The sequence below is a fragment of the Streptomyces sp. YJ-C3 genome (assembly GCF_053891275.1).
The window spans coordinates 1,007,062-1,021,163 of record NZ_CM132685.1 but is presented as its reverse complement, the minus strand read 5'-3'; the positions used below and the strand labels follow the sequence as shown (position 1 = coordinate 1,021,163).

General features: G+C 73.6%; 13 protein-coding genes. 3 read left to right on the top strand and 10 right to left on the bottom strand.

What is annotated here, in order from left to right:
* Positions 1–201: 201 nt before the first annotated feature.
* Positions 202–1,041, top strand: a complete 840-nt coding sequence (locus tag ACVHNB_RS04495; RefSeq protein WP_428952719.1) for a L,D-transpeptidase family protein — start codon at positions 202–204, stop codon at positions 1,039–1,041.
* 233 nt (positions 1,042–1,274) lie between these two features.
* Here ACVHNB_RS04495 and ACVHNB_RS04490 read toward each other — a convergent pair whose 3' ends face one another.
* From ACVHNB_RS04490 to ACVHNB_RS04465, 6 genes are all read right to left on the bottom strand, one after another.
* Complete coding sequence (locus ACVHNB_RS04490; RefSeq protein ID WP_456227457.1) at positions 1,275–2,375, bottom strand: hypothetical protein; 1,101 nt, start codon at positions 2,373–2,375, stop codon at positions 1,275–1,277.
* On the bottom strand, positions 2,375–3,037 hold the full coding sequence (locus ACVHNB_RS04485; RefSeq protein ID WP_428952721.1) for an RNA polymerase sigma factor: 663 nt from the start codon (positions 3,035–3,037) through the stop codon (positions 2,375–2,377). Before ACVHNB_RS04485 ends, ACVHNB_RS04490 begins: the two co-directional genes overlap by 1 nt.
* Before the next feature lie 378 nt (positions 3,038–3,415).
* Complete coding sequence (locus tag ACVHNB_RS04480; RefSeq protein WP_456227456.1) at positions 3,416–4,087, bottom strand: hypothetical protein; 672 nt, start codon at positions 4,085–4,087, stop codon at positions 3,416–3,418.
* Positions 4,084–4,692 (bottom strand): RNA polymerase sigma factor, encoded by a 609-nt coding sequence (locus ACVHNB_RS04475; protein ID WP_456227455.1) that lies wholly within the window; start codon positions 4,690–4,692, stop codon positions 4,084–4,086. Before ACVHNB_RS04475 ends, ACVHNB_RS04480 begins: the two co-directional genes overlap by 4 nt.
* 125 nt (positions 4,693–4,817) lie before the next feature.
* Entirely contained in the window at positions 4,818–5,720 is a 903-nt protein-coding gene (locus ACVHNB_RS04470) for a hypothetical protein (protein ID WP_456227454.1), read from the bottom strand.
* On the bottom strand, positions 5,705–6,124 hold the full coding sequence (locus tag ACVHNB_RS04465) for a hypothetical protein (RefSeq protein WP_456227453.1): 420 nt from the start codon (positions 6,122–6,124) through the stop codon (positions 5,705–5,707). Before ACVHNB_RS04465 ends, ACVHNB_RS04470 begins: the two co-directional genes overlap by 16 nt.
* Positions 6,125–6,506: 382 nt before the next feature.
* On the opposite strand from ACVHNB_RS04465, the gene ACVHNB_RS04460 reads away from it, so the two are divergent.
* Complete coding sequence (locus tag ACVHNB_RS04460) at positions 6,507–9,203, top strand: N-acetylmuramoyl-L-alanine amidase (protein WP_456227452.1); 2,697 nt, start codon at positions 6,507–6,509, stop codon at positions 9,201–9,203.
* 205 nt (positions 9,204–9,408) lie between these two features.
* Here the strand turns inward: ACVHNB_RS04460 and ACVHNB_RS04455 are convergent, their stop codons facing one another.
* The 4 genes from ACVHNB_RS04455 to ACVHNB_RS04440 all read right to left on the bottom strand — a co-directional run bounded on the left by ACVHNB_RS04455 (position 9,409) and on the right by ACVHNB_RS04440 (position 13,156).
* Positions 9,409–9,966, bottom strand: a complete 558-nt coding sequence (locus ACVHNB_RS04455; protein ID WP_428952727.1) for a hypothetical protein — start codon at positions 9,964–9,966, stop codon at positions 9,409–9,411.
* Between the two features lie 85 nt (positions 9,967–10,051).
* The gene (locus ACVHNB_RS04450) at positions 10,052–10,564 is read right to left on the bottom strand and encodes a hypothetical protein (RefSeq protein ID WP_428957570.1); all 513 of its coding nucleotides are present in this window, start codon (positions 10,562–10,564) and stop codon (positions 10,052–10,054) included.
* An 84-nt stretch (positions 10,565–10,648) separates the two neighbouring features.
* Positions 10,649–11,446 (bottom strand): DUF4328 domain-containing protein, encoded by a 798-nt coding sequence (locus tag ACVHNB_RS04445; RefSeq protein WP_428952728.1) that lies wholly within the window; start codon positions 11,444–11,446, stop codon positions 10,649–10,651.
* 108 nt (positions 11,447–11,554) lie between these two features.
* Complete coding sequence (locus ACVHNB_RS04440) at positions 11,555–13,156, bottom strand: beta-N-acetylhexosaminidase (RefSeq protein WP_456227451.1); 1,602 nt, start codon at positions 13,154–13,156, stop codon at positions 11,555–11,557.
* A gap of 278 nt (positions 13,157–13,434) precedes the next feature.
* On the opposite strand from ACVHNB_RS04440, the gene ACVHNB_RS04435 reads away from it, so the two are divergent.
* The gene (locus ACVHNB_RS04435) at positions 13,435–14,016 is read left to right on the top strand and encodes a 2-oxo-4-hydroxy-4-carboxy-5-ureidoimidazoline decarboxylase (protein ID WP_456228837.1); all 582 of its coding nucleotides are present in this window, start codon (positions 13,435–13,437) and stop codon (positions 14,014–14,016) included.
* Positions 14,017–14,102 lie beyond the last annotated feature (86 nt).

The window sequence follows — 14,102 nt, the reverse complement described above, 5'->3', positions numbered from 1 at the left end:
ACGTGTTACTCATCAGTAGTCGCGGCTCTCGCGACGGACTGTAGCGGCGGGCGTGCGGCGAGTGGAGAGGACCGCGCTGGGACCTTCCTCACAGAGCCGCATCAGGGTTGTACCCGCTGCCGGGCCCTCTGTTCGCAACCATTCGGGCGCGGGCAGCATCTGAGGTGACAAGAGAGATGGGCGCGGCAGGCGGGGGACGTCATGCGGACAGCTGTCATACGGAGAACACTCGCCGCCACCGGGGTACTGGCCCTGGTCGGCGGATGCACGGCGCAGGCGGCCGGCACGGGCGGCAGGCAGCCGGCCGCGCCGAGTGCGTCCGCGCCTTCCGCTTCCGCCCCGTCGCGGGCCCCGGACCCGGTCGACGCCAAGCCGTCCGGCACGCCCCGGGCGTCGGCGACTCCCGCGCCCAAGGTCCTGTTCGCCCCCGGTGACCAGGGCAAGGACGTGCGCGCGCTGCAGGCGCGGCTGCGTCAGGTGGCGTGGCTGTTCGACGGGCCGACAGGCACGTACGGGGCGTCGACGACCGCGGCGGTCAAGGGGTTCCAGGGCAAGCGCGGTCTGCCGCGCACCGGCACCACCGACACCGTCACCTGGCAGCGACTGCTCGCGATGACGCACGAGCCGACCCGCGACGAGCTGTACGCGTCGGGCGGCCGGCCCCCGGCGAAGCCGGACCCGCGCTGTATGACGGGGCGCGTGCTGTGCATCAGCAAGACGAGCCGGACGCTGTCGTGGATGGTGGACGGCAAGCGGCTGATGACGACGGACGTGCGGTTCGGCGCGCAGTACACGCCCACCCGCGAGGGCGTCTTCCAGGTGTACTGGAAGTCCCGGCACCACGTCTCGACGCTCTACGACTCGCCCATGCCGTACGCGATGTTCTTCAGCGGGGGCCAGGCGGTGCACTACTCGTCGGACTTCGCGGCCCGCGGCTACGCCGGCGCTTCGCACGGCTGCGTGAACGTACGGGACGAAGGGAAGATCGCGAGCCTGTTCGCTCAGGTGCGCAACGGCGACAAGGTCGTCATCTACTGGTGAGGGCGGTGCCGGCCACGGCTCCGGCTCCTGGATGTTGGGGGCGTGGGTGGGACCGGGGGAACGTGTCCCACCCACGCCGGTGGCACTGAGCCGTAGGTACGGGGGGAACCCCGGCTCGCGCGCCGGCCGATGACCAGTCGGCTCACTCAGTACTGCGTCTCCCCCGCCAAAAACGTCACACCTGTCGCGACTCTTTTTTGGACAACTGCATCTGCGCAGGTCAGGGGCCGCTTTTACGGGGCTGACGAGACGGACGGGGAGGGCGTGGCCGTCGCTGTGGGGAGGCCGGGCGCGGCGCTGTAGGAGAGGCCCGGTGAGGGTTCGGGGGCGGGCGGGGCAGGGGTGTTCCCGGCGTGCTGTCCGTCGTCGCCGCCGGCGTCGTCGTCCTCGTCGCCGTCCTGGCCACCGTTGTGGCCGTCCGAGCCGCCCGAGCCGCCCGAGCCGTCGGAGCCGCCCGAGCCGTTCGACCCGCCGAAGCCGTAGGTGCCGTCGGAGCGGCCGAGCACGCGGTCGCAGAACCGGTTGAGGTCGGCCGCGCTCCTGCCGTACTTCCTCGCGGAGTCGCGCAGTCGCTGCTGTTCGTCCGAGCCGAGCTGTCCGCCGCGGTATCTGAGGCAGGCCTCGACCAGGCGGCGGCGCACTCCCTCGGCCGTCCGGCCGCTGTCGCCGGTGCGCGGGGCGGGTGCGCGGGTCGTGCTCTTGCGCTCGGGTCTCTCCTCGCGGCGATCCGCGCTCGGCGCGCCGGAGCCGTCGGGTGTCGCCGAGCCGTCGGGCAGCACCTCGTCGCGGTCCGTGTCGCTCGGCGAGGGCGAGGACGAGACGAGCGGCCGGTCGGGGCTGGCCGCACCCGACACGGAGGCGGCCGGTGTCGGATTCCCGCCGCCGAACGGCGAGGGCAGCACCCCGGTCCCGGCGGCGACGGCGACGCCGCCGACCATGCACGCGGCGAGCGCGGCGGCCATCCCGAACCGCACCGGCCGTCCCCAGCGCGGACCGTCCCCGGCCTCGCGCCCCGGACCGGCCGGCGCCGGCGCTCCGGACGCGCCCGCGCGGTGCCGCCCGGCCCGGGCGGGGCGGTCGGCGCCGATCACCACCCGGTCCACGGCGTCGTCCACGGCACGGACGGCGCGGGCCTCCCGGAACGCCTTCAACGCGGCTTCCTCACCGGGGAGTTCGCCCTCGGGCCCGGCCGGAAGCACGGTCAGCGCGTCGAGCGCCGTGATGATCCGCTCGGCCTGCCGGATGTCGTCGTCGGTGACGGCCTTCAGCGGCTCCCCGCGCAGCAGGCGTTCCGCCGCGTCGCGGTCCAGCCACTTGTCGTGCTCGTCGGCCATCACATGTCCTTCTGCGTCCGCGTACGCGATTGCGTCACACCGGCGGACGTCACCGTGCGGGTGCTCGGCTGCCTCGGAGGCGGTACGGCGCCGAGGCTGCCGGCGGTCTTCGGGTCCTTGTCGAGCAGTTCGGCCAGCCGCTTCAGTCCGCGGTGCGCGGCGGTGCGGACGGCTCCGGGCCGCTTGCCGAGGGTCTGCGCGGCGCTCTTCGCGTCGAGGCCGACGACGACGCGCAGGACGACGGCTTCGGCCTGGTCCTGCGGGAGTTGGGCGATCAGGTTCATGGCGGTGCCGGTGGCGAGGGACTCCATCGCCTCGTCGGCGGTGTCGGAGAGCGCGGGTTTGCCGGTGAGTTCGGTCTCGTCGCCGCCGATGGCGGGCCGGCGCCCCCGCATGCGTATGTGGTCCAGGGCCCGGTTGCGGGCGATCCGGGCGGCCCAGCCGCGGAACCGGTCGGCGTCGCCCTCGAACCGCTCCAGGTCCCGGGCGATCTGCAGCCAGGACTCGGAGGCGACGTCCTCGGCGTCCGGGTCGCCGACGAGTGTGCGTATGTACCCGAGCAGCCGTGGGTGCACGGCGCGGTACACAGTCCGGAACGCGGTCTCGTCCCCGTCCTGTGCCGCAAGCACCGCGGCGGTCAGCTCCGCGTCGTCCCCCAGCACTCCCAGTCCCTGCCTGCCCACTCGGCGTCGTGCGCCCCCAGCGCGAATCAGCACGCTACGGCCTGAAATCCCCCACGTCCATGTTTGTACAACGGGCAACTAGTGGGTCACCCAGCGGGGTGTGACAGAAAACGCACCCGTGGCGCTGAAGAGAGTACGGGCCGCTCGCGACCCGTACCGCGCGGCGGCCGGGGTCTCTCCTGTGGGGGGTGGCGACCTCGGCCGTCCCGTATTTCCGGCCCCCGTGCGGGCGCCTTCCGGATCCGGTCCTCCGTGGCGGCCTCCGGCCCCGCCGATCCCGGCCCGGGTGGGCGTCGTGGCCGATTCCGGTCCGCCGCGTCACCGCTGTGGCCACCGTGGCGCCCGTTGCCGGCGTGGCTACTTCTCGCCCTGGTGCTTGTGGCCGTTGTCGCGCCCTTCGCCCTTGCCGGGCGGGCCGGCCGTCGGCGTTCCGCATGCCTCGAAGGCCCGCTCCGAGCGGTCGAGGCCGCGCCCCTTCTCGTAGGACGTGCAGCGCGCCGCGCGGTCGCGGCCGTGCGCCGGCCGCTCGGACGACGACACCGCCAGGGGCGAGGTCCGCTGCGACGGCGACGCGGCGGGGAGCGGGGTCCGCCGCGACGGCGACGCGGCGGGGAGCGGGGTCCGCCGCGACGGCGACGCCGCGGGGGGCGAGGTCCGCGCGGGCGGGCCCGTCACGGTGGGGGCGGGCCGCGGCGCACGCTCCGGGCCGCCCGACGACGGTGCGCTCCCGCCCGTCCCGATCCCGGCGACCGCGACGCCCCCGACGACCGCGACGCTCGCGAGCAGGACCCCGGCGGCGGCGCGCAGCGACCAGCGCGCCCGGCGGCGCGGCCGCCAGTCGTCGCGGCGCCGGGTCCGCCCCTGCGCCGTGTGCGCACCGGAGTCGCGCGCGGCGCGGAACGCGGCGAGCGCCGCCCGCTCGCCCTCCGCGCCGGGCGCGTCCGGCCGGACCGCGCCGGCCAGCAGGTCGCCCAGTGACACCGGCACGGCGGGGCCCGGGCCGACCGGTGACGGGGTGTTGTCAGTCATCTCGACTCCCCCAGCGTGTGCGGCCCGTCATCCGTCACACCGAGTTGTTTCGCCAGCCGTCGCAGCCCCCGGTACGCGGCGGTGCGCACGGCGCCGGGCCGTTTGCCGAGGACGCGCGCGGCGGCCGCCGCGTCGAGCCCGACGACGACCCGCAGCAGGACCGCCTCGCCCTGGTCGGGCGGGAGAGCGGCGAGGAGGGCGAAGGCGCGTTCCGTGGAGATGGTCTCCAGGGCCTGCTCGGCGGTGTTGTGCGCGGCGGGCAGTTCGAGGACGTCCTGCTCCAGCGCGGACGGCCGCGGCCGCGCCTTCTGACGGCGCAGCAGGTCGAGTGCGCGGTGCCGGGCGATGGTCGCGGTCCAGCCGCGAAAGCCCGCCCCGTCCCCGCGAAAGCGCCCCAGGTCCCGGGCGATCTCCAGCCAGGCGTCGGCGGCGACGTCCTCGGCCTCGTCGCCGACGAGGCCGCGCAGATAGCCGAGCAGACCCGGCTGCACGAGCCGGTAGGCCACGGCGAACGCCGCCTCGTCACCTGCCTGGGCCCGCTCGACGGCCGCGCCCAACTCCTCGTCGTACGCCTGTGTACGCCGGGGCTGCCCTCCCTGGCCCAACCGCTTTCCTCTTCGTACGTCTTCGGGGACGGATCGTCCTCGAGGGCGGATCCCCGTCCGCCCGCGACCCCTTGTACCGATCAGCGCCCGCCCGTACGGAAACGTCACAGGCACCGGTGGGCGCGTCAGACCTCGAACACCGCGCCGCCGTCCGTCGGGGGCTCCACGACCTGCGCGGGGTCGGGGCGCTGGACACGCACCGGGGCGCCGTAGGCGGAGAACGCGACGTCGACCTCCATGCCGCCGGCCTTCCCCTTGATGGAGCGCAGGTACGGGGCGCCGTCCGCCTCGACGTACACCGCGCCGCTCTCGCCGTCGCGGGCCGGCGGAACGAGCGGGACCATCCGGTCCCCGGCGCGCCGCACGACGGGCCGTGCCCGGGTGCCCTCGGCGTTCGCCGTCATCAGCGTGGCCAGGGACCGGCCGAGGCCGCACTGCGCGCCGATCGCCTTCGCGCCCTTCGGACCCGGCATCGCCTTCACGTACTTGCCGCGCGCCCGGAGGGCGAACTGCCGCATCCGCTCGGCCACTTCAGGGCCTTGCGTCTCGGCCCTGCGCCGCAGCACGTCGAGGGAGGCGTCGGTGTACTTCAGGTACGCCTCAGCCGCCGAACCGCCCTTGCCCCCGTCGTCCCCGTCGTCTCCGTCGTCTCCGTCGTCTCCGTCGCCCGCGAGGAAGACGATCTCGGCGCGGATGCCGGATTCGACGGCGACGGTGCCCGCGCAGTTCCCGTCGTGGTCCATGCGCATGTCGCTGTGCACGTGGGTCGTGCCCTTGGTGACGTCGCTGACCATCCGCACGGAGGGCGCGTCCCGCAGCAGCGTGCCCGACTCCTTCAACAGCTTCTCCCCGCGCACCTGGTCGACCGGCCTGGGCGCTTCCGAGGCGTCGGCGTCGGCGGCCGGGCGGGTGCTCGCGGGCGGTTCGGCGAGCGCCGTCACGGTCGCGGACGGTACGACGGGCCGGAAGACCGCGCCGCCCGCGGCGAGCGCGACGACGAACACACCGGTGATCACAGGGCGGCGCACGCGCGGCTCCGTCCCGGCAGGGTCAGATAGAAGGTCGCGAGGGACTCCTCGGGCCCGGCCTCGTACCGGTTGACGACCTTGCCCAGCGGGTTCCACACCCGCCCGTCCGGCATCCGCACACCGACGCTCTGCCCGAAGTACGCGCGCTGCGCCTCGTCCAGGTCCACCCACACGGCGCCGGCCCGCCGCACGAGCACCTCGCCGACGTACGCGCCGAGCCCGGTGAGGACCGTGTCGGCCCGGGCCCGGTCCGAACTCCCCTTGCGCAGGCCGTCGATGAGGAAGTCGACGACCCGCAGGCTGGCGACGGAGTAGTCGAGCGGCAGCCGCTGCGAGGCGATCCGCGTGACGAAGCCCGCCGCGTACCGCCGCATCTCAGCGGCCCGTTTGTCGCCCTCAGGCATGGTGTGCACCCCTTGGTCCGGTCGTGCGGTGAGCGCGGTTCCGGCTCTTCCCGCACTCCCCCAGCGCCCGGACGCACGGAGACGTCACAGGTTTCTCACATGTCGCTTCTCACACAGGAGATTCGCCGCGGGCCTACAACCCTTCGCCCGTCTCATCGGTCGCGGAGGACTCCGCGAGCGAAGGATTCCGCGAGCGAAGGATTCCGCCAACTGGCCAAAAGAAGAAGGTGAGTTGCCGGCGCACATGCGGCGCCTCCGGTCCCGCCGTGACGCACGACACACGTGTGCAACCTGTGACGCTCGTCGACTGTCTTTCGCTGAATAGAACATCTGCCCGCGGTACTCGCGGGAATTCTGTGAACTTCTTCAAGGGGTGGGGCATTTGAGCCCGCGACATTCGCGCGCCAGGCACCAGAATGCGCGCAGTTCGCACGCGTACAAGCCGCTGAGTCTGCGGCGCAGGGCGTGGATCACGGTCGGCGCGGTCGTGCTCGGCGGCGCCGGTGCGGCGACGTACGCCATGGCGGCCGATCCGGTCACCTCGGCCAAGGGCGCCGAGCACCGGGCCGCGGCGGTCCACACGCTGAAGCTGGAGACGAAGGGCGACCGCAAGGTCGTGCCGCAGAAGTCCACCCGGACGTTCAGTGCCGTGTCGGTGACCTGGAAGGACCCCGACGCCGAGATCGACGGCAAGGCCCAGTTCCGGGCCCGCGACGCCGAGAGCGGCACCTGGGGCGCCTGGACGACGCTGCCCCAGGAGACGAACGACGCCGACGGCGCCGAGCGCGAGCACTCCGCGATCCGCGGCGGCACCGCGTCGGTGCCGACCGAGGACGACTCGAACGGCGTCGAGGTCCGGGTGATCGCCGCCGACGGCACCGCCTCCGGCCTGCCCGCCGGCATGGACGTCAAGCTGATCGACCCCGGCACCGGCCCCTCCGCCGCGGACCTCGCCGAGCCGGCCGCGTACCGCGAGGACACGGCCACGCCGACGCCCGGCCCGACGGCGACGGACAGCCCCACGCCCGCCGCGACCGACACCGCGACGCCCCCGGCGTCCACGTCCCCGGCCCCCTCGGACAGCACGTCCACGACGGCCGCCCCGACACCGGATCCGACCGAGACCGTCCCCGAGCCCCTCCCGTCGACGGTCGCCGAGCCGCAGATCATCCCGCAGTCGGTGTGGGGCCCGGGCCTCTCGCACGACGGAACACCCGCCTACGACACGGAGATCAAGGCCGCCGTCGTCCACCACACCGGTGTCGACGCGGACAACCAGGTCCCCTGCGCCAGGTCCGCCGAGCGCCTGCGCCAGATCCAGCAGGACCACGTCGGCAAGGGCTACTACGACATCGGCTACAACTTCGTCGTCGACCGCTGCGGCCAGATATTCGAGGGCCGTACCGGTGGCGTGGACCTGCCGGTGCACGGGGCCCACGACTACGGCTTCAACACGGACACCGTCGGCATCTCCTACATAGGCAACTTCGAGACGGCCAAGCCCACCAAGGCCGCGCTCGACGCGATAGCCCGGGTCGTCGCCTGGAAGTTCGGCCAGTACGGCATCTCGCCGACCGGCACCGTCACGATGACCTCCAACGGTGACCTGAACGTCGACGGCAACCTCGTCCCCAAGGGCACGACGAAGACCCTGCCGCGCGTCTTCGGCCACAAGGACACCAACGCCACCGCCTGCCCCGGCGCGAACCTGTACCCGAAGCTGTCCCGCATCCGCACCCTCGCCGCGACCCCGGGCATCTCGCACGCCCTGGTTTCCCAGAACGTGGTCGGCGACGCCACCGCGGACATCGTCACCGGGCTGCCCAAGGGCGCGAGCGGCGGCCAGGTCGTCGTCGTGCCGGGCACCGCGTCCGGCCCGAGCGCCACCGGCAAGAAGGTCGTCTCGCAGGCCGGGGACGTACCCGGCGCGGCCGAGTCCGGCGACGAGTTCGGCGCGTCCACCGCGACCGGCGACATCAACGGCGACGGCTACACCGACCTCGTGGTCGGCCAGCCCGGCGAGGACGACACCTCGGGCCACGCGGACCGCGGCGCCGCCACCGTCGTGTACGGGCCGGACTTCACCTCGGGCTTCGGCATCAACCTGGACGCGAGCTACGCGCTGACCGGCGCCCGGTTCGGTTCGGCCGTGGCCGTCGGCGACTTCAACGCGGACGGCACCGCCGACGTGTTCGCGGCCTCCACCGGCCTCGGCGGCACCTGGACGGCCCGCTACGGCGAGGGCTGGGAGACCGACTCCACCATCACCGGCAGCGAGGGGAACCTGGCCTACGCGGACGCCGCGTCCGGCGACTTCGACCAGGACGGCTACGCGGACGTCGCCCTCAACTACCGCGACGCCACCGGCATCGGCCGCGTCACCTGGTACAAGGGCGGCTCCGGCGGCCTGCGCAAGGCGGCCACGCTGACCGTGAAGGGCGGCCGCTCCATCGGCGCCGGCGACATCAACGGCGACGGCGTCGACGACATCGCCATCGGCCAGCCCTACACCGCCGAGTCCGGCGCGACGGCCGGCGGCCAGGTCACCTTCGTCAAGGGCGTGGCCGGCACCGGCCTGACCGCCACCGGCGCCAAGTCGGTCAGCCAGTCCACGTCCGGCGTGCCCGGCGCCGCCGAGTCCGGCGACGCGATGGGCTGGTCGGTCGCGGTCGGCGACTACGACCTCGACGGCTACGCGGACGTCCTGACCGGCGCCCCGAACGAGGACATCACCCGTACCTCGAACCGCTCCAACGCCGGTACGTCGCTGCTCCTGAAGGGCTCGTCGACCGGTCTGACCGGCACCGGGGCGATCGCCGTCTCGCAGGACACCGAAGGCATTCCCGGCTCGACCGAGACGAACGACAACCTCGGCTCGGCGGTCGCCCTCGGCGACTTCTCCGGCTACGGCCGCGCCGACCTGGTCATCGGCACGGCGGGCGAGGACACGGGCAACGGCACCCTGATGTACGTGCCGAGCAACAGCAGCGGTCCGGGTCTGAGCTCGGCGAAGACCTTCAACAACGCCACGCTCGGTACCCCGAACGGTGCCCGCCTGGGCACCAACCTGGCGCCGTAGCGGTCGGGTCGGATCACGCCGGGCCGTGGGGGCCGTTCGGTCCCCACGGCCCGGCGCCGAAAGGCCGCCCGATTTGTGCCAACGCTTGCGTCACACACGCAACTTGGGTTAATCACTACACCCCACGGGCACGGCCCCGACCGCAGGAGGGGGCGGCCGGGTCCGTGCCCGCGGCTGTCCGCCGCGGGCCGGCCCGGCCGGTACGTCAGGCGCCGCTGCGGGCCCGCCGCGACAGCACGGCACGCACCACCCGGCGCCCCTCCGTCGCCACGTCCAGCGCCTCGCGCAGCCCGCCCGCGCCGCTCTCGGCCAGCAGCCTCAAGATCCGTGTCTGGCGTTGCAGTTCGGCCGCGAGCAACGGCGACATGCCCTCCGTACGCCCCTCCCGCCAGGCCGCCGCGGCGGTCACCGGGGCCCCGGCCGCGTCCAGCGTCAGGTGCGCCTGCAACGCGGCCACCGAGCAGGCGTCGGCCCACTCGTGCCAGCCGTCGGACGCCGTCTGCCGCGGCGCCGTCGCCAGCATCCGCCGCACCTCCTGCGCGGCCTCCCCCGTCGCATCGCCGCCGTCCAGCGCGGCCCGCGCCGCCACGAGCCGCTCGTCCCAGCCCGCGCGGTCCCCCGCGAGGCAGGTCCACAGCGGCCGCAGCGCCTCGTCGTGGGCCGGGTCGGCGCCGAGCAGCGGCACACACCGGTCGAGACAGCCGAGGCCGCTCACGGCGAGCGCCCGTGCGTCGGCCCGCGCGATCAGTTCCACCAGGCTCATGGACGTATGCCTCCCGGACCCGCCGCTCCCCTTGGGGACTACTGGGACTTACTGCGCCTGGACCGCCGGGAACGTCACATCGGCGTCACCGCGCCGCCACGCCGAGCCGGTCCAGGAACCGGAAGAACAGCTCCTCCGCCGACGGCTCCGCGTCCGCCCGCAGCACGTCCGACAGCGGCTGCGCCACCACCGTCCGCCCGCCCTCCGCGGCCCAGGCGACCGCCCGCTCGGCGGCGTCCCGCGGCGGCAGGAAGTAGTCCTCCAGGGACCGCTCGTCCCCGCCGATGTACCCCGTCATCGCGGTGCGCCCCAGACACGTCGTCCACGCCCCGCTCTGCGGCGCCGCCGCCTCGACCACGGCGCAGCGGCTGTCCATGACGTACGCGAACAGAGCGGGCGAACCCGTCTCCGCGGCCAGGGCGTTCATGCTGCCCACGTCCCTGGGCTGCTCGCCGCCCCCGCCGGGGCACTCCCACACCTGCCAGGCCCCGGCCCGCTCCTCCAGCAGCGTCAGCTCGTCCCGCACCCCGCTCAGGGCCTCGAGTTCCTTCAGCGGACGCTCGCTCCTGGCCACCACGTAGTAGCCCCAGTAGCCCATACCCCGTGCCCCCGTCCCGATGTACTTCACGGCTCGGGCCGAATACACCACAGCGATACGTGACTTCGCCACCGGAAAGGCGAACTAGGCGTGCGCGTGAGCCACCTTGCGGTTCTGCAGCCCGGTCAGGGCCCGCACGAAGGCGATCGCGAAGACGGCGCTGACGATGTCGAGGAGGTCGGCCAGGACCACGGCGCCGGTGGCGTCCTTGATGTCGGGGAGCCGCTCGGCGCTCTCGTACCAGGCCTCCATGAACCAGGTCACGGTCTGGTTCGCCAGCCACAGGAACCACCAGCACTCGATCTGCCGACGCACCCCGCGCCCCTCCACGGCGCTGGCCTGCGCGATGTCGAGTGCGATCCGCCGCGGGAACCACAGGTTGGCGATCGGCACCACGAAACCGAAGAGCACCCAGGGCCGCGCCTTGCTGTGCCCGTCCGGCGCGAAGACCTCACCGTTGTGCCGCACGCGGGAGAACCACACGACGAACGCGATGCCCGCGGCGACGTACGTGAACAGCTGCGCCGCGCCGGCCAGCGCGTACAGGTCGTCGAGCCGGTCCAGATCCGCCTCGCTGCGGCCCTTCCAGCCGTCCGCCAGCAGATCCGCCGCGAACCGGTACTCCAGGACGCCCGTCACCACGGCGAACAGATCGGCCGCGATCACCACGCCGAGCAGCACGGTCACCGCCGCGGCGAGCCCGTTCGGCGACAACGGCACGCCCCACCCCGGGCCCGGCACCGGCCGGGGCGGCCCCGGCTCGTCGGGCACCGGGTCGGGCCCCGGCGCGGCCGTCAGCGTCCCGAACGCCTCGTCCGCGCAGCGCGCGCACAGCCCGTCCTCGACCAGCGCGTTGTTCTTCCCGCATCTCTTGCACAGCACGGCTGCGCGCCCTCCCCGGGGAACCGCCGCTGACACTCCGGCCCCCCGGCCGCGCGGCCAGCGGAACATACGTTCCACCGGCCCGCAGTGTCCACTCGTATCCGCAGGTCAGCCGTTGAGCCGGCCCGCCAGCTCGACGAACTGCGGCCACGTCAGCTCCGGCTTGTCCGGATCCCACAGCTTCTGCACCGTCGCCCGCAGCGGCATCCGGATGCCCCGCGCGACCTGCTCCTGGGTCTGGGCCTGCGCGAGGTCGCACCAGACGGCGAAGGTGCCGCCGAGGATCTGGTCGTCGTACTTCGCGGGCACGGGGGTCGTGCCGCGCACGACGAGCGGCGTCCAGCTCTCGTAGATCCGCTGCCCGGTCGGGTAGACGAAGGTGTTGGGCTGGCCGAGGACGTAGTACAGGAACTCGTCGTTGTAGTTGGTCAGCTTCCGGCCCTGGCTCAGGTACGAGACGGGCTCGCGCGCCCCGATCTCCTTGCCGGTCCAGTACGCGACCTCCAGGTCCTTGTCGGCCTCGACGACACCGCCCGTGTAGAACCCGTCGTTCCAGGCCTTCAGGTTCCGGTCGAAGGGGGCCATGGTCTTCGCCCGGTCGTTGAGCCAGCCCTGGGCGAGGTCCTTGACCCGCGCGTTCGCCCCGTACTTCTGCCGCGCGGCAGCGGCCAGCTGCGGGAACGACGCCTCCGGGTTGCTCCGCGTCAGGGCCTGGTACTCGTCGGCGCCCAGGTGCCAGTACGCGCCCTTGAAGAGGCCCGCGTACTCCTTCAGCAGATCGTCCACGATCTTCGCGGAGCCCGGCTTGGAGATGTCGACGGCGCCGCGCGTCGCCGCCCCGCCCGCATCGCGCAGCTGGAGGTCGGGGTGCGCCTTGATGACGGCGCCGAGGTGACCGGGCGAGTCGATCTCGGGCACGACCGTCACATGCCGCTCGGCGGCCAGCGCCAGGATGTCCCGGACCTGCGCCTTGCTCAGGTGCTCGGCGGACACGATCTCCGGGTGCGTGTCGGACTCGATCCGGAACGCCTGGTCGTCGGAGAAGTGCAGCCCCAGTTGATTGAACTTCAGGTCGCCGATCTCCCGGATCCGGTCCTTGATCCAGTCGGCGGAGAAGTTCTTGCGCGCGATGTCCATCATGAATCCGCGCTGCGGCTTCGCCGGTTCGTCGGCGACCACGCCCTCGGGCGCGGTGGCGCCGCCGTGCACCTCCTGCTTGAGGGTGCGCGTGCCGTAGAACACGCCGGTGTCGCTCGGCCCGACGATGCGCACGCGCCCGTCCCGCACGGTCATCCGGTACGACTCCGCCTGCGCGCCGCCGGCCCCGCCGAGCGCCAGCTCGACGTCCCCGGGCCCGGCCTCGGCGCCCTCGCCCCCGTAGTCGAGCCCCAGCTCGCCGGCGATCAGCGCTCCCTCGTCGGCCAGGTCCTTGTCCCGCACGACGACCCGGCCGCCGTCCGGCTTCCAGCCGGGGCCGCGCGCCGGGGTGAAGTCGCGCACCGAGGGGATCGTGCGCGGGGGCGTGGACAGCGGGTACGACCGGCTGGGCGACGGCGTGGCCGAGGCGCTCGACTGCCCGGTCCTGCCGTCGGAGGGGGCCTGGCCCGCGGAGGAGTCGCCGCCGTCCGGCCAGAGCACCGCCGCGGCCACCACGGCCCCGGCCACGACGATCCCGCCCCCGGCCAACAGAGCCTTCCGCTCTCGCTCCACGCCCGCCTCCGTTCACGATCTTGTCTCCGACCGACCGTAACCGCCGCCCCCGAGGGGCGCGGGGACCCGCGCGACCGGTCACGACGAGTCGGCGCCCGGCGAGAGTCCACCCCAGGCCCTCAAACTCTCCCGTCCGGGTGAAATTCGCGCATCCGTCGGACACCCGCAATCAGCCATCGCTAGCGTTACGCCACAAACACACGCACCGCACGCCCCCCACCTGTCCCCGCCGGAGGCTTCCGCTGGCCGCGCACCGCGCCCCTCACGATCCCGGCCGTCTGCCCATACCGGCACGGGCCGCGTCATCGGGGGGCCTCACCGACTTCAACGCGCTGGCGCAGCACGCCGCCGAGGACGCCCTGCGCGTCTGCTGCGGAAGCCGCGCGTGGGCGCGCCGGGTCGCCGCGCACCGCCCGTACCCGGACCTCGACGCGCTGCTCGCCGCGGCCGACGAGGCGGCGTACGACCTCGCCCGCGACGACCTCGCCGAGGCTCTGGCCTGCGAGGAACTGCCGCACGTGCCGGGCGCCGCCGGCTACACGGCCGCGCACACGGCGCTCGCCGCGGCGCACTGCGCCTACGAGAGCCGCTTCGGGCACGCCTTCGTGATCTGCCTGGACGACATCGCTCCCGCCGAGGCCCTCGACCACCTCCTCGCCGGGCTGCGGGACCGTCTCGGCAACGACAAGGAGGAGGAGCGGGTGGTCGCCGCGGAAGAGCTGCGCCGACTCGCCCGGGGCCGCATCACCCGTCTTGTCCGCGATCTGCCGGATCTGCCGGATCTGCCGCTCGCCCGGCCCGGGACCCCGGGCACCACACGACGGGAAAGCATCGGCAATAGCCCGTACGTGCCTGTTTGATTGCCTGTTTGATCACACCAGTGGCCCCCGGGCGAACGAGCCGACAACTCGTCGATACGATGACGAGCGGCCGGTGGACCGTACCC

Bases quoted from the DNA above. Each gene is read 5' to 3' on its own strand.
- ACVHNB_RS04495 (WP_428952719.1), top strand. From the start codon at position 202: ATGCGGACAGCTGTCATACGGAGAACACTCGCCGCCACCGGGGTACTG.
- ACVHNB_RS04490 (WP_456227457.1), bottom strand. From the start codon at position 2,375: ATGGCCGACGAGCACGACAAGTGGCTGGACCGCGACGCGGCGGAACGC.
- ACVHNB_RS04480 (WP_456227456.1), bottom strand. From the start codon at position 4,087: ATGACTGACAACACCCCGTCACCGGTCGGCCCGGGCCCCGCCGTGCCG.
- ACVHNB_RS04465 (WP_456227453.1), bottom strand. From the start codon at position 6,124: ATGCCTGAGGGCGACAAACGGGCCGCTGAGATGCGGCGGTACGCGGCG.
- ACVHNB_RS04455 (WP_428952727.1), bottom strand. From the start codon at position 9,966: ATGAGCCTGGTGGAACTGATCGCGCGGGCCGACGCACGGGCGCTCGCC.
- ACVHNB_RS04450 (WP_428957570.1), bottom strand. From the start codon at position 10,564: ATGGGCTACTGGGGCTACTACGTGGTGGCCAGGAGCGAGCGTCCGCTG.